This is a genomic window from Pseudomonas sp. A6 (assembly GCF_052367875.1).
Classification (GTDB): Bacteria; Pseudomonadota; Gammaproteobacteria; order Pseudomonadales; family Pseudomonadaceae; genus Pseudomonas; species Pseudomonas citronellolis.
The window spans coordinates 5,739,786-5,761,217 of record NZ_CP198970.1 but is presented as its reverse complement, the minus strand read 5'-3'; the positions used below and the strand labels follow the sequence as shown (position 1 = coordinate 5,761,217).

The following is a 21,432-nucleotide window of genomic DNA, read 5'->3' as shown; positions in this document are numbered from 1 at the left end:
TGCGGGCCGGCCCTCCCGGCCCTGCGAATTCCCCTGTCTCCAGAGGCTGTTCCGACAATGCTGATCCTGCGCGGCGCTCCCGCCCTTTCCGCCTTCCGCCACGGCAAACTGCTCGACCTGCTGACCCGGCAGGTACCCGCTGTCACCGGGCTGTACGCCGAGTTTGCGCATTTCGCCGAGGTCAGTGGCGTGCTGACCGCCGATGAGGAACAGGTGCTCGGACGGCTGCTCAAGTACGGCCCGAGCGTGCCGGTGCAGGAGCCCAAGGGCCGGCTGTTCCTGGTGGTGCCGCGCTTCGGCACCATCTCGCCGTGGTCCAGCAAGGCCACCGACATCGCCCACAACTGCGGCCTGGCGAAGCTTGAGCGCATCGAGCGCGGCATCGCCTACTACGTCGCCGGCGAGCTGTCCGAGGCCGACGCCGCGCACATCGCCGCGCGCCTGCACGACCGCATGACGCAACTGGTGCTGAACCAGATGGAAGAGGCCGCCGGCCTGTTCAGCCACGCCCAGCCCAAGCCGCTGACCGTGGTCGACATCCTCGGTGGCGGCCGCACCGCGCTGGAGAAGGCCAACCTGGAGCTGGGCCTGGCCCTGGCCGAGGACGAGATCGACTACCTGGTGAAGAGCTTCGTCGAGCTGGGCCGCAACCCGCACGACGTCGAGCTGATGATGTTCGCCCAGGCCAACTCCGAGCACTGCCGCCACAAGATCTTCAACGCCAGTTGGGACATCGACGGCCAGGCCCAGGACAAGAGCCTGTTCGGCATGATCAAGAACACCTATGAAATGCACCGCGAAGGCGTGCTGTCCGCGTACAAGGACAACGCCGCGGTCATGGTGGGCTCGGTCGCCGGGCGCTTCTACCCGAACTCCGAGACCCGCCAGTACGGCGCCAGCGAAGAGCCGGTGCACATCCTGATGAAGGTCGAGACGCACAACCACCCGACCGCCATCGCCCCGTTCCCCGGCGCCTCCACCGGCTCCGGCGGCGAAATCCGCGACGAAGGCGCCACCGGCCGCGGCGCCAAGCCCAAGGCCGGCCTGGTCGGCTTCACCGTCTCCAACCTGAACATCCCCGGTTTCGAGCAGCCCTGGGAAGTGCCCTACGGCAAGCCCGAGCGCATCGTCACCGCGCTGGACATCATGATCGAAGGCCCGCTGGGCGGCGCCGCGTTCAACAACGAATTCGGCCGTCCCAACCTGACCGGCTACTTCCGCACCTTCGAGCAGGCCGTGGCCACCCCGCGCGGCGAGGAAGTGCGCGGCTACCACAAGCCGATCATGATCGCCGGTGGCCTGGGCAACATCCGCGAAGACCATGTGCAGAAGGGCGAGATCAGCGTCGGCGCCAAGCTCATCGTGCTCGGCGGCCCGGCCATGCTCATCGGCCTGGGCGGCGGCGCGGCTTCCTCTATGGCCACCGGCGCTTCCGCCGCCGACCTGGACTTCGCCTCGGTGCAGCGCGAGAACCCGGAAATGGAACGCCGCTGCCAGGAGGTCATCGACCGCTGCTGGCAACTGGGCGCGAACAACCCGATCAAGTTCATCCACGACGTCGGCGCCGGCGGCATCTCCAACGCCCTGCCGGAACTGATCAACGACGGCGGCCGCGGCGGCCGCTTCGAACTGCGCGCGGTGCCCAACGACGAGCCGGGCATGAGCCCGCTGGAAATCTGGTGCAACGAGTCGCAGGAACGCTACGTGATGTCGGTGGACGCCGCCGACTTCGAGACCTTCAAGGCCATCTGCGAGCGCGAGCGCTGCCCGTTCGCCGTGGTCGGCGAGGCCACCGAGGAGAAGCACCTGACCGTCGCCGACAGCCACTTCGGCAACAAGCCGGTGGACATGCCGCTCGACGTGCTGCTCGGCAAGCCGCCGCGCATGCACCGCTCGGTCGCCCGCGAAGCCGAGATCGGCGATGACTTCAGCGCCGCCGCCCTGGACCTGGGTGAAGCCACCGAGCGCGTGCTGCGCCACCCGGCCGTGGCCAGCAAGAGCTTCCTGATCACCATCGGCGACCGCACCATCACCGGCCTGGTGGCCCGCGACCAGTTCGTCGGCCCGTGGCAGGTGCCGGTGGCCGACTGCGCCGTCACCGCCACCAGCTTCGACGTCTACACCGGCGAAGCCATGGCCATGGGCGAGCGCACCCCGCTGGCCCTGCTCGACGCCCCGGCTTCGGGCCGCATGGCCATCGGCGAGACCATCACCAACCTGGCTGCCGCCAGCATCGGCGCGATCTCCGACATCAAGCTGTCGGCCAACTGGATGGCCGCCGCCGGCCACCCGGGCGAGGACGCGCGCCTGTACGACACCGTCAAGGCGGTGGGCATGGAACTGTGCCCGGCGCTGGGCATCACCATCCCGGTGGGCAAGGACTCCATGTCCATGAAGACCCGCTGGCAGGATGAGGGCGTGGAGAAGAGCGTCACCGCGCCCATGTCGCTGATCATCTCCGGCTTCGCCCCGGTCGGCGACGTGCGCAAGACCCTCACCCCGCAACTGCGCCTGGACAAGGGCGAGACCGACCTGATCCTCATCGACCTCGGCCGCGGCAAGAACCGCCTGGGCGGCTCGATCCTGGCGCAGACCTACGGCAAGATCGGCCAGCAGGCCCCGGACGTCGACGACGCTGAGGACCTCAAGGCCTTCTTCGCGGTGATCCAGGGCCTCAACGCCGACGGCCACCTGCTGGCCTACCACGACCGTTCCGACGGCGGCCTGCTGGCCAGCGTGCTGGAAATGGCCTTCGCCGGCCACTGCGGCCTGTCCCTGCGCCTCGACGACCTGGCTTCCAGCCGCGAGGAACTCAATACCGCGCTGTTCAGCGAGGAGTTGGGCGCGGTCATCCAGGTCCGCGAAGCGGCCACCCCGGAAGTGCTGGCGCAGTTCAGCGCCGCCGGCCTGGGCGACTGCGTGGCGGTGATCGGCCAGCCGGTCAACGGCGACGCCATCGAGCTGGGCTTCAACGGCGCGCCGGTGTACAGCGCCGAGCGCCGCCTGCTGCAGCGTATCTGGAGCGAAACCAGCTACCAGATCCAGCGCCTGCGCGACAACGCCGAGTGCGCCGACCAGGAGTTCGACGGCCTGCTGGCCGAGGACAATCCCGGCCTGTCCGCCAAGCTCAGCTTCGACGTCAACGACGACATCGCCGCGCCCTACATCAAGAAGGGCGTGCGCCCGCAGGTGGCGATCCTCCGCGAGCAGGGCGTCAACGGCCAGGTGGAAATGGCCGCGGCCTTCGACCGCGCCGGCTTCGCCGCGGTTGACGTGCACATGAGCGACATCCTCGCCGGCCGCGTCAGCCTGGAAGACTTCAAGGGCCTGGTGGCCTGCGGCGGCTTCTCCTACGGCGACGTGCTCGGCGCCGGCGAGGGCTGGGCCAAGTCGATCCTGTTCAACGCCCGTGCCCGCGACGGCTTCCAGGCCTTCTTCGAGCGCAAGGACAGCTTCGCTTTGGGCGTGTGCAACGGTTGCCAGATGATGTCCAACCTGCACGAGCTGATCCCCGGCACCGAATTCTGGCCGCACTTCGTGCGCAACCGTTCCGAGCAGTTCGAGGCGCGCGTGGCCATGGTCCAGGTGCAGGAGTCGCAGTCGATCTTCCTGCAGGGCATGGCCGGTTCGCGCCTGCCGATCGCCATCGCCCACGGCGAAGGCCATGCGGAGTTCGAGAGTGAGGAAGCCCTGCTGGAGTCGGACCTGTCCGGCTGCGTGGCGCTGCGCTTCGTCGACAACCACGGCAAGGTCACCGAGAGCTACCCGGCCAACCCCAACGGCTCGCCGCGCGGGATCACCGGCCTGACCAGCCGCGACGGCCGCGTGACCATCATGATGCCGCACCCGGAGCGGGTGTTCCGCGCCGTGCAGAACTCCTGGCGCCCGGACGAGTGGCAGGAAGACGGCGGCTGGATGCGCATGTTCCGCAATGCCCGCGTCTGGGTGGGCTGAGGCCGTATCTGACGTAGCAGGAAAAAGGGGAAGGCTTCGGCCTTCCCCTTTTTCGTTGCGGGCTCGCGAACCCGACCTCCTGTAGGAGCACGCCCTGCGCGCGAATCGCGGACAAGGTCCGCTCCTACAGGGAGGCGCCATCGTACGCGTAACTGTCTATTGGGTTCCCGCGTTCGCGGGAATGACGTCGGAAAACACGATTCTTACCCCGTCATTCCCGCGAACGCGGGACGCGGCTCCATCGCGAACAGCGCTTGCGCTGGCCCGAAGGGGAATAACCCAGAAAACAGTGTAGGAGCGGACCTTGTCCGCGATCGACGTGATTCGCGGATGAGATCCTGCGTTGCAGGCGAGCACGGCTTTTGTAGGAGCGAGCTTGCTCGCGAATGAGCCCCGCTGCGGAGTCTGTTCGCGAGCAAGCTCGCTCCTACGAAGAGCGCCTCGGCGCAGCCGGCAAGACAGTTGCTCCTACGAGCATCGCGGTGCAGCGAATCGGACCCCACCAAAGGTTGGGCTGGGCGCTGGCGGCGCTTTATCGGAAAGTGATTCCGACTGAATCTGCGCTCCATCACGTTTTAAAAATCTTGGGAATTTTCCCTTAGAACGTGAAGGCAATCGCGCTGTCGATATTTGCCGAGCATGACCGCTGAGTCATTGGAGGCAAAACGCCATCATCTGTGGCAGCATTCGCTCCTCGACTCCCCACCCGGTCCAGTTTTCCGCCACGGAGCGTCCGATGTACAAACTCTGCTTCTATGTTCCCGAGACTCACCTGGAGACGGTGAAGAAAGCGGTGTTCGCCGCAGGTGCAGGACGCATCGGTGCCTACGACAGCTGCTGCTGGCAGTCCCTCGGCCAGGGCCAGTTCCGCCCGCTGCAGGGTAGCAACCCCTTCCTCGGCTCGACCGGCCTCATCGAGCAGGTGGCCGAATGGAAGGTGGAGATGGTGGTGGCCGACGAACTGATCCACGACTCGGTCAAGGCGCTGAAGGCCGCGCACCCCTACGAGACGCCGGCCTTCGAGGTGTGGCGGTTGTCGGACATGGTCTTCTAGCCACCGCAAAATGAAAAAAGGCGCCCGAAGGCGCCTTTTTTCATTGCCGCCTCAGGGGCGGATCTCGATCAGCGTGCCGTCCTTGACCAGGCTCCAGACCTCCTGCATGTCCGGGTTGGTCATGGCGATGCAGCCGTTGGTCCAGTCCAGGGTGGAGAAGTACCACTCCGGGTACTCGTCGCTCAGCGGGGTGCCGTGGATCATGATCATGCCGCCGGGCGACAGGCCCTTCTCGCGGGCGCGCACCACGTCGCGGGCGTTGGGGTAGGAGATGTGCATGGAGAGGTTGAACTTGTCGCTGGTCTTGCGCCAGTCGATCCAGTAGAAGCCCTCCGGCGTGCGGTTGTCGCCCTCGGCCAGCTTGGTGCCGCGCGGGCTCTTGCCCAGGGAGATGCGGTAGCTCTTGAGGATCTTGCCGTTGCTCAAGAGGTGCAGCTTGTGCTCGGATTTGAGCACCAGCACCTTGTCGATGCGGCCTTCCAGGGTCGGCGTCGCATTGGCCTGCGATAGAGCGGCAAAGGTCAGGCACAGAAAGGCAAGCAGCCAGCGCATGGAAAGACGATCCCCCGGATGTTCGATAAAGCGCCGCGATGCACGGCCCTGCAAAGTGTTCAGGTCTTCTTATAGTGGCCCGGCATGGGTGCTATGGCCTCGTTGCGCACCGGGAAGTCCTGCCTCTGCCGGTCGCTGAAGTAGCATTCTAAGGTACGGCCCACGGTGGGGAAAGCCAGCTCCGACCAGGGAATCGCCGATTCCTCGAACAGGCCCACCTCCAGGCTTTCCTCGCCGGCGGCGAAGTCCAGGTCGGCCAGCTCGGCGCGGAAGAACATGTACACCTGGCTGATGTGCGGCAGGTCGAACAGGGTATAGAGCTGCAACTGGCGCACGCGGGCGCAGGCTTCCTCCAGCGTCTCGCGGGCGGCGGCCTGCTCGAGGGTCTCGCCGTTCTCCATGAAGCCCGCCGGCAGCGTCCAGAAGCCCTGGCGCGGGGCGATGGCGCGGCGGCACAGGAGGATGCGCCCCTCCCATACCGGCAGGCAGCCGGCGACGATGCGCGGGTTCTGGTAATGCACCGTATGGCACTGGTCGCAGATGTAGCGCGGCCGGTTGTCGCCGCTGGGGATGCGCAGGCTCACGCTGGCGCCGCACTGACTGCAGAATTTCATGCACTTTCCCTGGGAATCGATACAGCCATCTTGCTCGCCGGAAGGCCCGCGCAGCAAGGGGGTGGGGCTTGGGCGAGGCAGCCTTTCATGCCATGATTCCACAATTGAGAGAATGGCTTACACGCAGGATGTCCGCATGCTGGACGAGCTGCGCCGGCGCATCACGGCGCACACCCCCCAGGACCTGAACAGCGAGCAGCGCTTCCCCGAAGCGGCGGTGCTGCTGCCCATCACCCCCAGCGAAGAGCTGGTGCTGACCCTGCGCGCCACCGGGTTGTCCACCCACAGCGGCGAGGTGGCCTTCCCCGGCGGGCGCCGCGACCCCGAGGACGTCGACCTGATCCACACCGCGCTGCGCGAGGCCGAGGAGGAGATCGCCCTGCCGCCGAGCCTGGTGGAGGTGCTCGGGCCGCTGAGCACCCTGGTCTCGCGCCACGGCATCAAGGTGACGCCGTTCGTCGGTTTCGTCCCGGACTTCGTCGAGTACACCCCCAACGACGGCGAGATCGCCGCGGTGTTCAAGGTGCCGCTGGAGTTCTTCCGCGGCGACCCGCGGGAAATGACCCATCGCATCGACTACTTCGGGCGCAGCTGGTACGTGCCCAGCTACCGCTTCGGCGAATACAAGATCTGGGGCCTGTCGGCGATCATGGTCGTCGAGCTGGTCAACCTGCTGTTCGATGACCGCATCGACCTGCACCGAGCGCCGCCACAATTCATCAAGCTCAGCTGAGCGGCGCGTACAACAACGAGATGCCTGAGGAGCCACCGATGAAATACCGCCTGGACGACGCCCGAGTCGAAACCCATCCCGACAGCTGGATCGCCCCGAACGCCGCGGTGATCGGCAAGGTGCGCCTGGACGCCGGCGCCAGCGTCTGGTTCAACGCCGTGCTGCGTGGCGACAACGAGCTGATCCACATCGGCGAGAACAGCAACGTCCAGGATGGCACCGTGATGCACACCGACATGGGCTTCCCGCTGAACATCGGCAAGGGCGTGACCATCGGCCACAACGTCATGCTGCACGGCTGCACGGTGGACGACTACAGCCTGATCGGCATCAACACCGTGGTGCTCAACGGCGCGAAGATCGGCAAGTACTGCATCATCGGCGCCAACTCGCTGATCCCCGAAGGCAAGGTGATCCCCGACGGCTCGCTGGTCATGGGCTCGCCCGGCAAGGTGGTGCGCGAGCTGAGCGAGCAGCAGAAGAAGATGCTCGAAGCCAGCGCCGCCCACTACGTGCACAACGCCCAGCGCTACGCCCGCGACCTGGCCGAGCAGGAAGAATGAGCCAGGAACGCCCGGTGGCCTCGCCCTGCGTCTACGTCTGCACCCTGGACGATCAGGACCTGTGCATAGGCTGCCAGCGCACGGCCGACGAAATCACCCGCTGGGGCCGCATGGACAACGACGAGCGCCGCGAGGTGCTGCGCCTGTGCCATGAGCGCGCCCGCGAACAGGGCGTGCTGCTCTAGCGCGCCGACAGAACATCCCCTTCCCGAGGTTGCACGCAATGCCCCGTATTGGAACCCCCCTGTCGCCCACGGCGACCCGCGTACTGCTCTGTGGCTCCGGCGAGCTGGGCAAGGAAGTGGTGATCGAACTGCAACGCCTGGGCTGCGAAGTGATCGCCTGCGACCGCTACGCCAACGCCCCGGCCATGCAGGTGGCGCACCGCAGCCACGTGCTGAGCATGCTCGATGACGCCGCCCTGCGCGCGGTGATCGAGCAGGAGAAGCCGCACTACATAGTCCCGGAAATCGAGGCCATCGCCACCGCCACCCTGGTCGAGCTGGAGGCCGAGGGCTACACCGTGGTGCCCAGCGCGCGCGCCGCGCAGCTGACCATGAACCGCGAGGGCATCCGCCGCCTGGCCGCCGAGGAACTGGGCCTGCCCACCTCGCCGTACCACTTCGCCGACACCTACGAGGACTACGTCGCCGGTGCCGCAGCGGTGGGCTACCCCTGCGTGGTCAAGCCGATCATGAGCTCCTCGGGCAAGGGCCAGAGCGTGCTCAAGTCCGACGCCGACCTCAAGGCCGCCTGGGACTACGCCCAGGAAGGCGGCCGCGCCGGCAAGGGCCGGGTGATCGTCGAGGGCTTCATCGACTTCGACTACGAGATCACCCTGCTCACCGTGCGCCATATCGGCGGCACCACCTTCTGCGCGCCCATCGGCCACCGCCAGGTCAAGGGCGACTATCATGAATCCTGGCAGCCCCAGGCCATGAGCCCGAAGGCCCTGGACGAGTCCGAGCGCGTGGCCAAGGCGGTCACCGAGGCATTGGGCGGGCGCGGCCTGTTCGGCGTGGAACTGTTCGTCAAGGGCGACCAGGTGTGGTTCAGCGAAGTCTCGCCGCGCCCCCACGATACCGGCCTGGTGACGCTGATCTCCCAGGACCTCTCCGAGTTCGCCCTGCACGCGCGGGCCATCCTCGGCCTGCCGATCCCGGCGATCCGCCAGTTCGGGCCCTCGGCCTCGGCGGTGATCCTGGTGGACGGCGAGTCGCAGCAGGTCAGCTTCGGCAACCTGGGCGCCGCGCTGACCGAGCCGGACAGCGCCCTGCGTCTGTTCGGCAAGCCGGAAGTCTCCGGCCAGCGGCGCATGGGCGTGGCCCTGGCGCGCGCCGAATCCATCGAGGAAGCGCGGGCCAAGGCCACCCGTTCGGCCGAGGTGGTGGTCATCGAACTGTGAACCGCCTGGCGGGGCTGGCCTGGTGGGCGGCGGCGCTGCCGTTGCTGCCGCTGGCCCTGCCGATGGCCGTGCGTACCCGGCGCACGGCCCTGCGTCTGGCGCCGGCGGCCGGTTCCCGCGAAGGGCTGGCCGGCGCCGAACTCCCCGGCGAGCCATTGAGGCTGCTGTTGCTGGGCGAGTCGACCGTCGCCGGCGTCGGCGCTTCCTGCCTGGACTTCGCCCTGGCCGGGCGCCTCGCTGCGGCCCTGGCGGCGCGTTTGCAACGGCCGGTGGCCTGGCGGGCGCTGGGGGAGAACGGCATTACCGCCGGTGAGGCCTGCGAGCGCCTGTTGCCGCTGGCCGACGGGGGGTATGACCTGGTGGCGCTGGTCTTCGGCGTCAACGACACCACGCATTTCAGTTCCACCGAGCGCTGGCAGGCATCCATCGCCCGTCTGATCGGGCATTTCCAGGCCGGCGGCGCGCGGGTGGTGTGCACGGCGGTGCCGCCGCTGCGGCATTTCCGCGCCTTGCCCTGGCTGCTGCGGCAACTGCTGGGCTGGCGCGCTGCGTTGCTGGATGGCCAGTTGCGGGAATTGGCTACGGCGCTAGGCGCTGGATACTGCGCGGTGGGGCTGGAGATGCAGCCGCAGTATCTCGCCATCGATGGCTATCACCCGTCGGCGCTGGGCTACCAGGTGTGGGGCGAGCATCTGGCCCAGTGGCTGGTGGCCGCGGAGCGCGGCTGAGGCCGGATCGCGGGCAGGGCCCGCTACGTTGCAGGCGAGCACAGCTTCAGGAGCGAGCTTGCTCGCGAATGAGCCCCGCTGCGGAGTCTGTTCGCGAGCAAGCTCGCTCCTACGAAGAGCATCCCGGCGCTCCTACATGGATATGCCATGGCTGATGCGGCGTAGAAACCGTAGGGCGTACAACCGTTCGCGGTTGTACGCCGATGGGGCTATGGTCTGCGCCGAGTTGCCTTTCGTAGGATGGGTTGAGTTTGCGAAACCCATGCTGTCACGGCGATGGGTATCGCTTCGCTCAACCCATCCTACGGGGCTGGAGTGACAGCCCCGGTCGCGATGGCGCTATCAGAGCTCCCGCTCCCGCGTCTCGTGCAGGCACAGCACCGCGATCAGGCTCAGCGCCGCCGCCACCGACACGTAGCCGCCGACCCAGCTCAAGCCGCCCATGCCCACCAACTTCTGGGCGATGTAGGGCGCCACCGAGGCGCCGAGGATGCCGCCCAGGTTGTACGCCGCCGAGGCGCCGGTGTAGCGCACGCGGGTGGGGAAGAGTTCCGGCAGCAGGGCGCCCATGGGGGCGAAGGTCACGCCCATGAGGAACAGCTCCAGGGCCAGGAAGATCGCCACTTCCACCGACGAGCCCTGGCTCAGCAGCGGCTGCATGGTGAAGCCGGAGAGGATGGCGGCGATGCAGCCGACGATCAGTACCGGGCGGCGCCCGTAGCGGTCGCTCAGCCAGGCGGAGATCGGCGTGGCCGCGGCCATGAACAGCACCGCGAAGCACAGCAGGCCGAGGAACTGCTCGCGGCTGTAGCCCAGGCTGGTCACCCCGTAGCTCAGCGAAAACACGGTGGAGATATAGAAGAGCGCGTAGCACACCACCATGGCCAGCGCGCCCAGCAGCACCGGGCGCCAGTGCTGGGCGAACAGCTCGGCGATCGGCAGGCTGGAGCGCTCCTGGCGTTCCATGGCCTTGGCGAACACCGGGGTTTCCGACAGCTTCAGACGCACGTAGAGGCCGACGATCACCAGCAGCGCGCTGAGGATGAAGGGAATGCGCCAGCCCCAGGCGCGGAACTGCTCCTCGCTGAGGGTCATGGCCAGGCCGAGGAACAGGCCGTTGGCGGCGAGGAAGCCGATCGACGGGCCCATCTGCGGGAACATGCCGAACCAGGCGCGGCGGTGCTTGGGGGCGTTCTCCGTGGCCAGCAGCGCGGCGCCGCCCCATTCCCCACCCAGCCCCAGGCCCTGGCCGAAGCGCAGCAGGCAGAGCAGCGCCGGGGCCCAGGCGCCGATGCTGTCGTAGCCCGGCAGCAGGCCGATCAGGGTGGTGGACAGGCCCATCAGCAGCAGCGAGGCGACCAGCGTCGACTTGCGCCCGATGCGGTCGCCGAAGTGGCCGAACAGCGCCGAGCCCAGCGGCCGGGCGAGGAAGGCGATGCCGAAGGTGATGAAGGCGCTGAGCATCTGCGCGGTGCCCGAGGTCTGCGGGAAGAACACCGGGCCGATCACCAGGGCGGCGGCGGTGGCGTAGACGTAGAAGTCGTAGAACTCGATGGCGGTACCGATGAAGCTGGCGACCGCGACCCGCGCGGTGGAGTTGGCGGGTTGCTGTTCGGCGGCAGCGGCAAGGCTGGCGGTGGTCATGGGATATCCCTGTCAGTCATGGCCGGCACGGCTCTGCGGGCGTGTCCGGCGGCGATGGAGGCTGCGCCCGTGCGCGAGGCGGGAAGCGCCACCCGGGTAGGGCAGGGGCGGGAACCTCGCGGCGGGTCGGGGCGAGGCCGGGTGCTTCGCCGGGCGCAGGCGCGGGGCCGGGCTCGGGCTGGCGGGCGGTCGACTGGCGCCGGGCGTTGCGCGGGTAGCGCAGGCCCTGGCGCGGGATGCTGGGTAAGCAGGGGGCGATTATAGGGCGCGGGCCGGCCGCTCAGGCAAGCCCGTCGGCGCTGCCCGGCGCCGGCGCGGCGGCGCGCCCGGTGAGCCAGACGCGCACGCTCTTCACGCGGTTCTCGCCGGACTGCAGGATTTCCAGGCGGTAGGGGCCGATGCGCAGGCACACCGGGCAGTCGGGGATCTGCTCCAGGGCCTCGGTGACCAGGCCGTTGAGGGTCTTCGGCCCCTCGCTGGGCAGTTGCCAGCCGAGGGCGCGGTTGAGCTCGCGGATGTTCGCCGAGCCGTCGATCACGTAGGTGCCGTCGGCCTGGGGGTGGATGTCCGGGTTGCGCAGGGCGTCGGCGTTGCTGAACTCGCCGACGATCTCTTCGAGGATGTCTTCCAGGGTGATGATGCCGATCACCTCGCCGTATTCGTCGACGACGATGCCGATGCGCCGCTTCTGCTTCTGGAAGTTGATCAGCTGGGTGGCCAGCGGCGTGCTCTCGGGGATGAAGTAGGGCTCAAGGCAGGCCGCGCGCAGGCTGTCCTTGGTCAGCTGGTTGTGCGTCAGCAGGCGGGCGATCTGGCGCATGTGGACGATGCCCTCGACCTGGTTGATGTCGTTGCGGAACACCGGCAGGCGCGTGTGGGTGGTGTTGCGCAGCTGGCCGATGATGCTTTCCACGTCGTCGTCCAGGTCGATGCCCTGCACCTCGTTGCGCGGCACCATGAGGTCGTTCACGGTGATCTTTTCCAGGTCGAGGATGCTCAGCAGCATGTCCTGGCGGTTGGCGCTGAGCTTCTCGCTGGATTCGCTGACCACGCTGCGCAGCTCGTCGTTGTTCAGCGGCCGGCTGCGGCGCTGCGCCGGGTCCAGGCCGCACAGGCGCAGGATGCCGTTGCTCACCCCGTTCATCAGCCACAGCAGCGGGCTGAACAGGCGCTGCAGCCACAGCAGCGGCAGGCTGGCGGGGAAGGCCACGCGTTCCGGGCGCAGGGTGGCGTAGGTCTTGGGGGTGATCTCGCCGAAGATCAGCAGCACCAGGGTCAGCGCCAGGGCGGTGGGCGCCACCGCGAAGTCGCCCCACAGGCGCAGGGCCAGCAGGGTGGCCAGGGACGAGGCGATGACGTTGACCAGGTTGTTGCCGATGAGGATGGTGCCCAGCAGGCGGTCGGTGCGCAGCAGCAGCCAACTGGTGCGCCGCGCCGCGCGGTTGCCCTGCTTGGCCTGGTGGCGCAGGCGGTAGCGGTCCAGGCTGAGCACGCCGGTCTCGACGCTGGAGAAGAACGCCGAGCACAGCAGCAGGACGACCAGCAGGCCGATCAGGTAGCCGGGGTGGATGTCGCCCATGCGTCGGGTTCCCTCAGCGTTCCGTGGCGCCCAGGCGCCGCCGGGCTCAGATGTGCAGGATGAATTCCTTGACCAGCTTGCTGCCGAAGTAGGCCAGCATCAACAGGCAGAAGCCGGCCAGGGTCCAGCGGATCGCCTTGTGCCCGCGCCAGCCGAGCTGGTGGCGGCCCCACAGCAGCACGGCGAAGACCACCCAGGCGAAGCAGGAGAGGATGGTCTTGTGCGCCAGGTGCTGGGTGAACAGGTTGTCGAGGAACAGCCAGCCGGACACCAGCGACAGCGAGAGCAGCACCCAGCCGCCCCAGAGGAAGCCGAACAGCAGGCTTTCCATGGTCTGCAGCGGCGGGAAGTTGCGGATCAGCCCGGCCGGGTGCTTGTGCTTCAGGCGATGGTCCTGCACCAGCAGCAGCAGGGCCTGGAACACCGCGATGGTGAGCAGGCCGTAGGCCAGCACCGAGAGCAGGATGTGCGCGAGGATGCCCGGCTGCTCGTTGATCGGCTCCAGGGTGCCGTGGGGCACCAGCACCGACAGCGCGGCGGTCAGCATGCCCAGCGGGAAGAGGAACAGCAGCAGGTTCTCCACCGGGATGCGCAGGCAGGCCAGCAGGGTCAGGGCGATCACCGCCGCGGCGATCAGGTTGGCGGCGTTGAAGAAGTCCAGCACCAGCCCGGCGTCGGTCAGCAGTTGCGGCGTCAGGCCCAGGCACTGGGCGACCAGCGCGGCCAGGCCGAGCACCAGCAGCAGGGGTTTGTTCGGCGCGGCGCGGCGCGCCAGGCAGACACCGTGGTAGGCCGTGGCGCCCAGGTAGAGGAGGGCGGCGAGCAGGCTGGGCAGCAGAGGGTGCATAGCGTCTTGGGCGAATCCTTCGAAAGGTGCCGAGTTTGGCACAGAACGCCCATGCCTAGAAAGCAGCCGGGAACGCTTCGCTTTCTCGCTGCGGCGGGATCATCGGCGGTGTCTGCGGCCTTCGCAGTTGGTTATAATCCCGCGCTTGCTGCCACGCCCACCCCGGCCGCTCCCGGCCCGATAGGAACGCGCATGTTCGAAAACCTTACAGACCGCCTCTCGCAAACGCTGCGCCAGGTCACCGGCAAAGCCAAGCTGACCGAGGACAACATCAAGGATACGCTCCGCGAGGTGCGGATGGCCCTGCTCGAGGCCGACGTGGCCCTGCCGGTGGTCAAGGACTTCGTCAACCGCATCAAGGAGCGCGCGGTCGGCACCGAGGTGTCCAAGAGCCTGACCCCGGGCCAGGCCTTCGTGAAGATCGTGCAGGCCGAGCTGGTCGAGCTGATGGGCGCGGCCAACGAGGACCTGGCGCTCAACGCCGCGCCGCCGGCGGTCATCCTCATGGCCGGCCTGCAGGGCGCGGGCAAGACCACCACCGCCGGCAAGCTGGCGCGCTTCCTCAAGGAGCGCAAGAAGAAGTCCGTGCTGGTGGTTTCGGCGGACGTCTACCGCCCGGCGGCGATCAAGCAGCTGGAAACCCTGGCCAACGACATCGGCGTGACCTTCTTCCCCTCGGACACCAGCCAGAAGCCGGTGGCCATCGCCGAGGCGGCGATCCGCGAGGCGAAGCTGAAGTTCATCGACGTGGTGATCGTGGATACCGCCGGTCGCCTGCACGTCGACAGCGAGATGATGGACGAGATCAAGCAGGTCCACGCGGCGATCCAGCCGGTGGAAACCCTGTTCGTGGTCGACGCCATGACCGGCCAGGACGCCGCCAACACCGCCAAGGCCTTCAACGACGCCCTGCCGCTGACCGGCGTGGTGCTGACCAAGGTCGACGGCGACGCCCGCGGCGGCGCCGCGCTCTCGGTGCGCGCCATCACCGGCAAGCCGATCAAGTTCCTCGGCATGGGCGAGAAGAGCGAAGCGCTCGACCCCTTCCACCCGGACCGCGTGGCCTCGCGCATCCTCGGCATGGGCGACGTGCTCAGCCTGATCGAGCAGGCCGAGCAGAACATGGACCGCGAGAAGGCCGAGAAGCTCGCGAAGAAGATCAAGAAGGGCAAGGGCTTCGACCTCGAAGACTTCCGCGACCAACTGCAGCAGATGAAGAACATGGGCGGCCTGGGCAGCCTGATGGACAAGCTGCCGATGATGGGCGGCGTCAACCTGGCGCAGATGGGCAACGCCCAGGGCGCGGCGGAGAAGCAGTTCAAGCAGATGGAGGCGATCATCAACTCCATGACCCCCGCCGAGCGCCGCGACCCGGAAGTGATCAGCGGCTCGCGCAAGCGCCGCATCGCCATGGGTTCCGGTACCCAGGTGCAGGACGTCGGCCGCCTCATCAAGCAGCACAAGCAGATGCAGAAGATGATGAAGAAGGTCACCGCCAAGGGCGGCATGGCCAAGATGATGCGCGGCATGGGCAGCATGTTCCCCGGCGGCATGCCGAAGATGTGACCCCACGGGCCCGCCCGGCTGGCGGGCCGACGTGCTGCGGCTTGCGGCGCGGGGCTTTAGCTCATAGAATATGCGGCCTTTCGGGCTCCGTGCCCGGGGGCTGCATTTCTTTTTTGCAAGCAAACCATAGGAACAATGTACGCATGGTAACCATTCGTCTGGCTCGTGGCGGCTCCAAGAAGCGCCCGTTCTATCACCTGACCGTGACCAACAGCCGCAACGCTCGCGACGGCCGTTTCGTCGAGCGCGTCGGTTTCTTCAACCCTGTCGCCACTGGCGCCGAAGTCAAGCTCTCGGTCAACCAGGAGCGTCTGAACTACTGGCTGAGCCAGGGCGCCCAACCGTCCGAGCGCGTTGCCCAGCTGATCAAGGAAGCCGCCAAGGCTGCCTGAAGTCGATGAACACGATGCCTGCGGCCGAGGAAATGATCGTACTCGGCAAGATAGTTTCCGTGCATGGCATTCGTGGCGAGGTGAAGGTGTATTCCTTTACCGACCCGTTGGACAACCTGCTGGACTACCGGCGCTGGACGCTACGGCGTGGCACCGAGGTTCGACAGGCTGAACTGGTCAGTGGCCGCGTGCAGGGCAATGTCCTGGTGGCGAAGCTGAAGGGACTGGATGATCGCGAAGTCGCCCGCACCTATGCGGATTTCGAGATCCTGGTACCGTGCAGCGAGCTCCCGGAGCTGGACGACGGCGAGTTCTACTGGAGCCAGTTGGAAGGTCTCAAGGTGATCGACACGAACGGGCAACTGTTCGGGATACTCGACCACATGCTGGAGACCGGCGCCAACGACGTGATGGTGGTCAAGCCCTGTGCGGGCAGCCTGGATGACCGCGAGCGCCTGTTGCCCTATACGGAGCAATGCGTGCAATCGGTGGACCTGGCGGCTGGCGAGATCAGGGTGGACTGGGACGCGGATTTCTGACCCGCAGGGTAGGAGTTTCAACCCATGTGGATCGGAGTCATCAGCATCTTTCCGGAGATGTTCCGCGCCATCAGTGACTACGGCATCACCAGCCGTGCGGTGAAACAGGAGCTGATCCGGCTCGAGTGTTTCAACCCACGCAACAACACTGATGACCGTCACCAGACGGTGGACGACCGGCCCTTCGGCGGTGGTCCGGGCATGGTGATGAAGATCAAGCCGCTGGAAGGCGCACTGGGCGATGCCCGGCAAGCCGCAGGCGGACCGGCGAAGGTGATCTACCTGTCGCCGCAGGGTCGCAAACTGACGCAGGCGGCCGTGAAGGAACTGGCGAACGAGGAGCGGTTGATCCTCATAGCCGGGCGTTACGAAGGCATCGACGAGCGCTTCATCGAAGAGCACGTGGATGAGGAATGGTCGATTGGCGATTATGTCCTGTCCGGGGGTGAGCTTCCGGCCATGGTGCTGATCGACGCGGTCACACGGTTGTTGCCCGGTGCATTGGGCCACGTGGACTCCGCCGAGGAGGACTCGTTCACCGACGGCCTGCTCGACTGTCCGCATTACACCCGACCCGAGGTGTACGCAGACAAACGTGTTCCCGAGGTGCTGCTAAGCGGCAACCACGAACACATCCGGCGCTGGCGTTTGCAGCAGTCCCTTGGAAGGACCTGGGAACGACGTGCCGATCTTCTGGATTGCCGCTCGCTTTCTGGAGAAGAGAAGAAGCTGCTGGAGGAATACATCCGCCAGCGGGACGATAGTTAACGTATCGATGGCGAGCGCCGAGCGCTTGTCTTAGGAGCACTGAGATGACCAACAAGATCATTCAGCAGATCGAAGCTGAACAGATGAACAAAGAGATTCCGGCGTTCGCCCCCGGCGACACCGTAATCGTCCAGGTGAAAGTGAAGGAAGGCGACCGTCAGCGTCTGCAGGCCTTCGAAGGCGTCGTGATCGGCAAGCGCAACCGCGGCCTGAACAGCGCGTTCACCGTTCGCAAGATCTCCAACGGCGTAGGCGTAGAGCGTACCTTCCAGACCTACAGCCCGCTGGTCGACAGCGTCAGCGTCAAGCGCCGCGGCGACGTGCGCAAGGCCAAGCTGTACTACCTCCGCGAACTGTCCGGCAAGGCAGCGCGCATCAAGGAAAAACTGGTCTGAGTCCACGACTCCCAGTCGATCCGGAAAAAAGCAGCCCTCGGGCTGCTTTTTTCATGCCTGCGATTTGCCGGGGACGCCTGTAGGGGCGGGCCCTGCCTGTGTCTCCCTGGAACCGTAGGGCGTACAACCGTTCGCGGTTGTACGCCGCTACACCCATCCCGTCGGCTACGCCATGGCTGAGCCTGGGAGAATGTCGGCCCACGACAAGCCCGGAACCGAGCGGAGCGGTAGCCAAGGTCAAACGGCGTATAACCGCGAACGGTTATACGCCCTACACGCTTGCCGGCTGCGCCGAGATGCTCTTCGTAGGATCGAGGGGGACGCCTAGTTCTTGCTCGCGAACCGCATGGCACCGCGTTTGTTCGCGAGCAAGCTCGCTCCTACGAAAAGCCATGCCCACCGGTATGGTAGGAGCGGGCTTTCCGGTCGCCTCAGGGCCGCATGCTGACGTGCAGCGAGGCCTGGGACAGGTCGATGTCCTGCAGGCTCAGGCTGCCCATGCTCTGGCTCTGCGGGGCGCCGGCGACGCGGATGTTGTCGAAGCGCATCTCGCCGATGGAGCTGGGCAGGCGCAGGCTGATCGAGCCGTCGGGGTTGAGGCTGGAGGCCATGTGTTCGGTGTCGTAGACCACGTCCTTCATCGAGGTCTCGGCCTGCAGGCTGTCCACCACCGGCAGCACCAGGCGCGCCAGTTGCTTCATGGTGCCCACGCCGTCACCGGCCTCGGCACTGACGAACAGGCTCTGCAGGGTTTCATCGAAACCCTGGGCATTGATGCTGCTCATTTCGCTGTCGCTCAGCGGCTTCAGCCCGCGCTGCTGGTGGCTCTGGCTGATCGCCGGGGCCTGTTGGCGCTGGATGTCCGCGCTGGCCAGCTGGAAGGGGCCGAGCAGGGCCGCCACCAGGGTGGCGGCTAGGCGCAGGTTGTTCTGCTTCTTCAGCGCCTGCCTGACCTGGCGTTCGCTGACCCAGCCCTGGGCGATCAGGGTTTCCCCCAGGCGCAGGCCGTTGCGCAATTGCAACTGGATCGCCTGGTCCAGTTGGGCGGCGCTGATCAGGCCCTTGCTGACGAGAATCTGGCCGAGGCGGGAATTCTGGGTGTTGGGCATGGTTGTGGACCGTGGAACTGAAAGAATGATGGCGTGGTGCAATCATTGCTTCCGACACCCCGCCCTGTCACCCATCTTAGGATAGGCTGACGGACGATTCGCCAGCCGATCCCGGATCATTCCGACTGTCGGTCGTCCTCCTTGCCGGCCGCGTGGGCGCCTTCCTCGATCAGCGCTATCACCAGCCAGCTCTCCGCGGGGTTCAGCGGCCGGGTGCTGCTGGCCACGTGCATCCAGCCCGAGGGATCGCGGGCGAACAGCAGGGTGGCGGCGTTGCCGTACAGCGCCTGGTACTGCTCCCAGCCGAAGCTCTCGCTGAGCAGGGTGCTGCGCACTTCGGCGCCGCGGGACAGCAGGCCGGCGAACTGCGGGTAGCTCAGCTCGCGCGGGCTCAGGTTGTGCCCGCGGTGCTGGTCGCTGGCGCGGTGCTTGTCGGTGCGCCGGCTCTCCTGGCCGCTGGTCAGGCTGAAGAGGCGCGCGCCGAACTCGTGGCGGAAGCGCATGCAGGCCAGGGTGTTCAGCTCGCCGGAGGGCGACAGGGCCAGCAGGTGGCCGAGGCCGACTAGGTCCAGGTGCGCCTCGGCATGCTGCGAGGTGGGGTTGCCGAAGTAGGTGGGCAGGTTGTCCATGCGCGCGGCGCGGATGTTCTCCCAGCTGGAGTCGGTGAGCAGCACGCGGCTGCCGGCGTTCTTCAGCGCCGTGCCGATGGCCCGCGCCACCGGGTTGGCGCCGACGATGAGGAAGCCGCTGGGCGCCGGCTCCGCCACTTTCAGCAGGCGCGCCAGGGGCCGCGCGGTGGCGCTCTGCAGGACCACGGTGCCGATGATCACCAGGAAGGTCAGCGGCACCAGCAACTGGGCCTGCTCGTGGCCGGCCTCCTGCAGGCGGATGGCGAAGATCGCCGAGACCGCCGCCGCGACTATCCCGCGCGGGGCGATCCAGGCCAGCAGCGCCCGTTCGCGCCAGTTCAGCGACGAGCCGGCGCTGCTCACCAGCACGTTCAGCGGGCGGGCGACGAACTGGATCAGCGCCAGCACCAGCAGCGCCGCCGGGCCCAGGCCGAGCAGGGCGGACAGGTCCAGGCGCGCGGCGAGGACGATGAACAGGCCGGAGATCAGTAGCACGCTGAGGTTCTCCTTGAAGTGCAGGATCTGCCGCACGTCCACGCCCTTCATGTTGGCCAGGCACATGCCCATCAGCGTCACCGCCAGCAGGCCGGACTCGTGCACCGTGAGGTTGGCGCCGATGAAGATGCCCAGCACCGCCGACAGCGCGGCCAGGTTGTGCAGGTAGTCCGGCAGCCACTGGCGGCGCAGCACCTGGCCCAGGGCCAGGCCGCCGAGGATGCCGAAGGCGCTGCCGCAGGCGATCACCCCGGCGAAGGCGCCAAGACTGTGGCGCCAGCCGCTGCCGGTGTCGCTGGCGGCGATGAAGCTGTAGACCACCACCGCCAGCAGCGCGCCTATGGGGTCGATGACGATGCCCTCCCAGCGCAGGATGTTGGCGATGGTCGCCTTCGGCCGCACCACCCGCAGCATCGGCACTATCACCGTGGGGCCGGTGACCAGGGTGAGGGTGCCGAACAGCAGCGCCATCTCCCAGCTGAAGTCCAGCAGCCAGTGCACCGCCAGGGCGATCACGCCCCAGGTCAGCAGCGCGCCCCAGGTGACCATGCGCTGCACCACCTTGCCGATCTCGCGCCACTCGCTGAAGTGCAGGGTGAGGCTGCCTTCGAAGAGGATCAGCGCCACCGACAGCGAGACCAGGGGGAACAGCAGCGGGCCGAACAGCGCCTGCGGGTCGAGCAGGCCGAGCAGGGGCCCGGCGAGGATGCCGGACAGCAGCAGGAAGAGGATCGCCGGCAGGCGCAGGCGCCAGGCCAGCCACTGGCAGAGCAGGGCGCCGGCGCCGATGCCGCCGAGGGAAAGCAGAACTCGGGTTTCATCCATGCGGAGGATTCCTTGACGAGGGGATGGCTGGCCGCGGACGGCCTGCCTGTGGAAGACTAGCTGCGCCCCGTCCGCTTTAGAATCCGAAAACCGCCGTGAATCCCGTTGCGCACCCGCTGATCGACCGCTTCCTCGACGCCCTCTGGCTGGAAAAGGGCCTTGCCGACAACACCCGCCTGGCCTACGGCAGCGACCTGGCGCTGTTCAACGGCTGGTTGGGGGAGCAGGACGTGAGCCTGGAGCGCGCCGGCCGCGAGCTGATCCTCGACCACCTGGCCTGGCGCCTGGCCCAGGGCTACAAGGCCCGCTCCACTGCGCGCTTCCTCTCCGGCGTGCGCGGTTTCTACCGCTACTGCCTGCGCGAGGGACTCATCGCCGAGGACCCGACCCTGCAGGTGGAACTGCCGCAACTGGGCAAGCCGCTGCCCAAGTCGCTGTCCGAGGCTGACGTCGAGGCGTTGCTGGCCGCGCCGGAGACCGAGGACCCGCTGGGCCTGCGTGACCGCGCCATGCTGGAAGTGCTCTACGCCTGCGGCCTGCGCGTCAGCGAACTGGTCGGCCTGACCCTCGAACAGCTCAACCTGCGCCAGGGCGTGGTGCGGGTGTTCGGCAAGGGCAGCAAGGAGCGCCTGGTGCCGTTGGGCGAGGAAGCCATCGTCTGGCTCGAACGCTACCTGCGCAACGCCCGCGACGACCTGCTCGGCGGCCGCCCCAGCGACGTGCTCTTCCCCAGCCTGCGCGGCGAACAGATGACGCGGCAGACCTTCTGGTACCGCATCAAGCACCACGCCAAGGTCGCCGGCATCGGCAAGTCGCTGTCGCCGCACACCCTGCGCCACGCCTTCGCCACCCATCTGCTCAACCATGGCGCCGACCTGCGCGTGGTGCAGATGCTGCTGGGCCACAGCGACCTGTCGACCACGCAGATCTACACCCACATCGCCCGCGCGCGCTTGCAGGAGCTGCATGCGCAGCACCACCCTCGTGGCTGAAGAGGGCTTTTCGTAGGAGCGAGCTTGCTCGCGAACCAACCCCGCAGCG

The 21,432-nt window shown here is 67.2% G+C and carries 20 protein-coding genes; 13 read left to right on the top strand and 7 right to left on the bottom strand.

Annotated features, from left to right (window positions below; all coding sequences use genetic code 11):
* Nucleotides 1–57: 57 nt before the first annotated feature.
* Both purL and ACTWJ5_RS25285 read left to right on the top strand, forming a co-directional pair.
* Nucleotides 58–3,954 carry a phosphoribosylformylglycinamidine synthase gene (purL, locus tag ACTWJ5_RS25290; RefSeq protein WP_444436782.1) on the top strand — a complete coding sequence of 1,299 codons (3,897 nt, stop codon included), beginning with the start codon at nucleotides 58–60 and terminating at the stop codon, nucleotides 3,952–3,954.
* A gap of 736 nt (nucleotides 3,955–4,690) precedes the next feature.
* The gene (locus tag ACTWJ5_RS25285; protein WP_074978926.1) at nucleotides 4,691–5,008 is read left to right on the top strand and encodes a Nif3-like dinuclear metal center hexameric protein; all 318 of its coding nucleotides are present in this window, start codon (nucleotides 4,691–4,693) and stop codon (nucleotides 5,006–5,008) included.
* Between the two features lie 51 nt (nucleotides 5,009–5,059).
* Here ACTWJ5_RS25285 and ACTWJ5_RS25280 read toward each other — a convergent pair whose 3' ends face one another.
* Together ACTWJ5_RS25280 and ACTWJ5_RS25275 are read right to left on the bottom strand one after the other, a co-directional pair.
* Complete coding sequence (locus tag ACTWJ5_RS25280) at nucleotides 5,060–5,560, bottom strand: L,D-transpeptidase family protein (protein WP_009616312.1); 501 nt, start codon at nucleotides 5,558–5,560, stop codon at nucleotides 5,060–5,062.
* A 59-nt stretch (nucleotides 5,561–5,619) separates the two neighbouring features.
* Entirely contained in the window at nucleotides 5,620–6,174 is a 555-nt protein-coding gene (locus ACTWJ5_RS25275) for an NUDIX hydrolase (protein ID WP_009616318.1), read from the bottom strand.
* A gap of 136 nt (nucleotides 6,175–6,310) precedes the next feature.
* Between ACTWJ5_RS25275 and ACTWJ5_RS25270 the strand changes: the two genes are divergently transcribed.
* Genes ACTWJ5_RS25270 through ACTWJ5_RS25250 form a run of 5 tightly spaced genes read left to right on the top strand, consistent with a single transcriptional unit; the run spans nucleotide 6,311 to nucleotide 9,603 of the window.
* Nucleotides 6,311–6,907, top strand: a complete 597-nt coding sequence (locus ACTWJ5_RS25270) for a CoA pyrophosphatase (protein WP_253408069.1) — start codon at nucleotides 6,311–6,313, stop codon at nucleotides 6,905–6,907.
* Between the two features lie 38 nt (nucleotides 6,908–6,945).
* Complete coding sequence (locus ACTWJ5_RS25265) at nucleotides 6,946–7,470, top strand: gamma carbonic anhydrase family protein (RefSeq protein ID WP_444436781.1); 525 nt, start codon at nucleotides 6,946–6,948, stop codon at nucleotides 7,468–7,470.
* Entirely contained in the window at nucleotides 7,467–7,655 is a 189-nt protein-coding gene (locus ACTWJ5_RS25260) for a DUF1289 domain-containing protein (protein WP_009616323.1), read from the top strand. Before ACTWJ5_RS25265 ends, ACTWJ5_RS25260 begins: the two co-directional genes overlap by 4 nt.
* 38 nt (nucleotides 7,656–7,693) lie before the next feature.
* Nucleotides 7,694–8,875 (top strand): formate-dependent phosphoribosylglycinamide formyltransferase, encoded by a 1,182-nt coding sequence (purT, locus tag ACTWJ5_RS25255; protein WP_444436780.1) that lies wholly within the window; start codon nucleotides 7,694–7,696, stop codon nucleotides 8,873–8,875.
* Nucleotides 8,872–9,603, top strand: coding sequence for an SGNH/GDSL hydrolase family protein (locus ACTWJ5_RS25250; RefSeq protein ID WP_256512482.1), 732 nt, complete (start codon nucleotides 8,872–8,874; stop codon nucleotides 9,601–9,603). The genes purT and ACTWJ5_RS25250 overlap by 4 nt, the downstream gene beginning before the upstream one ends.
* 342 nt (nucleotides 9,604–9,945) lie before the next feature.
* Here the strand turns inward: ACTWJ5_RS25250 and ACTWJ5_RS25245 are convergent, their stop codons facing one another.
* The 3 genes from ACTWJ5_RS25245 to ACTWJ5_RS25235 form a co-directional block, all read right to left on the bottom strand.
* A complete protein-coding gene (locus ACTWJ5_RS25245; protein ID WP_249917591.1) occupies nucleotides 9,946–11,247 on the bottom strand; it encodes an MFS transporter in 1,302 nt (433 codons plus the stop codon).
* A 280-nt stretch (nucleotides 11,248–11,527) separates the two neighbouring features.
* Entirely contained in the window at nucleotides 11,528–12,826 is a 1,299-nt protein-coding gene (locus ACTWJ5_RS25240; protein WP_256512480.1) for an HlyC/CorC family transporter, read from the bottom strand.
* A gap of 46 nt (nucleotides 12,827–12,872) precedes the next feature.
* A complete protein-coding gene (locus ACTWJ5_RS25235) occupies nucleotides 12,873–13,673 on the bottom strand; it encodes a cytochrome C assembly family protein (protein ID WP_009616342.1) in 801 nt (266 codons plus the stop codon).
* Nucleotides 13,674–13,865: 192 nt separating this feature from the next.
* Between ACTWJ5_RS25235 and ffh the strand changes: the two genes are divergently transcribed.
* From ffh to rplS, 5 genes are all read left to right on the top strand, one after another.
* Nucleotides 13,866–15,239: a signal recognition particle protein gene (gene ffh, locus ACTWJ5_RS25230; RefSeq protein WP_074978905.1), complete on the top strand. Its 1,374-nt coding sequence runs from the start codon at nucleotides 13,866–13,868 to the stop codon at nucleotides 15,237–15,239.
* Nucleotides 15,240–15,382: 143 nt separating this feature from the next.
* Nucleotides 15,383–15,631 carry a 30S ribosomal protein S16 gene (gene rpsP / locus ACTWJ5_RS25225; RefSeq protein WP_024766882.1) on the top strand — a complete coding sequence of 83 codons (249 nt, stop codon included), beginning with the start codon at nucleotides 15,383–15,385 and terminating at the stop codon, nucleotides 15,629–15,631.
* A gap of 5 nt (nucleotides 15,632–15,636) precedes the next feature.
* A complete protein-coding gene (gene rimM, locus ACTWJ5_RS25220; protein ID WP_444436779.1) occupies nucleotides 15,637–16,170 on the top strand; it encodes a ribosome maturation factor RimM in 534 nt (177 codons plus the stop codon).
* 24 nt (nucleotides 16,171–16,194) lie between these two features.
* Nucleotides 16,195–16,938, top strand: a complete 744-nt coding sequence (gene trmD, locus ACTWJ5_RS25215) for a tRNA (guanosine(37)-N1)-methyltransferase TrmD (RefSeq protein WP_009616361.1) — start codon at nucleotides 16,195–16,197, stop codon at nucleotides 16,936–16,938.
* A 44-nt stretch (nucleotides 16,939–16,982) separates the two neighbouring features.
* The gene (gene rplS, locus ACTWJ5_RS25210) at nucleotides 16,983–17,333 is read left to right on the top strand and encodes a 50S ribosomal protein L19 (RefSeq protein WP_009616363.1); all 351 of its coding nucleotides are present in this window, start codon (nucleotides 16,983–16,985) and stop codon (nucleotides 17,331–17,333) included.
* Between the two features lie 431 nt (nucleotides 17,334–17,764).
* On the opposite strand, the gene ACTWJ5_RS25205 is transcribed toward rplS, so the two are convergent.
* Together ACTWJ5_RS25205 and ACTWJ5_RS25200 are read right to left on the bottom strand one after the other, a co-directional pair.
* Nucleotides 17,765–18,442, bottom strand: coding sequence for a hypothetical protein (locus ACTWJ5_RS25205; protein ID WP_074978902.1), 678 nt, complete (start codon nucleotides 18,440–18,442; stop codon nucleotides 17,765–17,767).
* A gap of 116 nt (nucleotides 18,443–18,558) precedes the next feature.
* Complete coding sequence (locus tag ACTWJ5_RS25200; RefSeq protein ID WP_074978900.1) at nucleotides 18,559–20,391, bottom strand: cation:proton antiporter; 1,833 nt, start codon at nucleotides 20,389–20,391, stop codon at nucleotides 18,559–18,561.
* A 95-nt stretch (nucleotides 20,392–20,486) separates the two neighbouring features.
* On the opposite strand from ACTWJ5_RS25200, the gene xerD reads away from it, so the two are divergent.
* Entirely contained in the window at nucleotides 20,487–21,383 is an 897-nt protein-coding gene (xerD, locus tag ACTWJ5_RS25195; RefSeq protein WP_249917589.1) for a site-specific tyrosine recombinase XerD, read from the top strand.
* Nucleotides 21,384–21,432 lie beyond the last annotated feature (49 nt).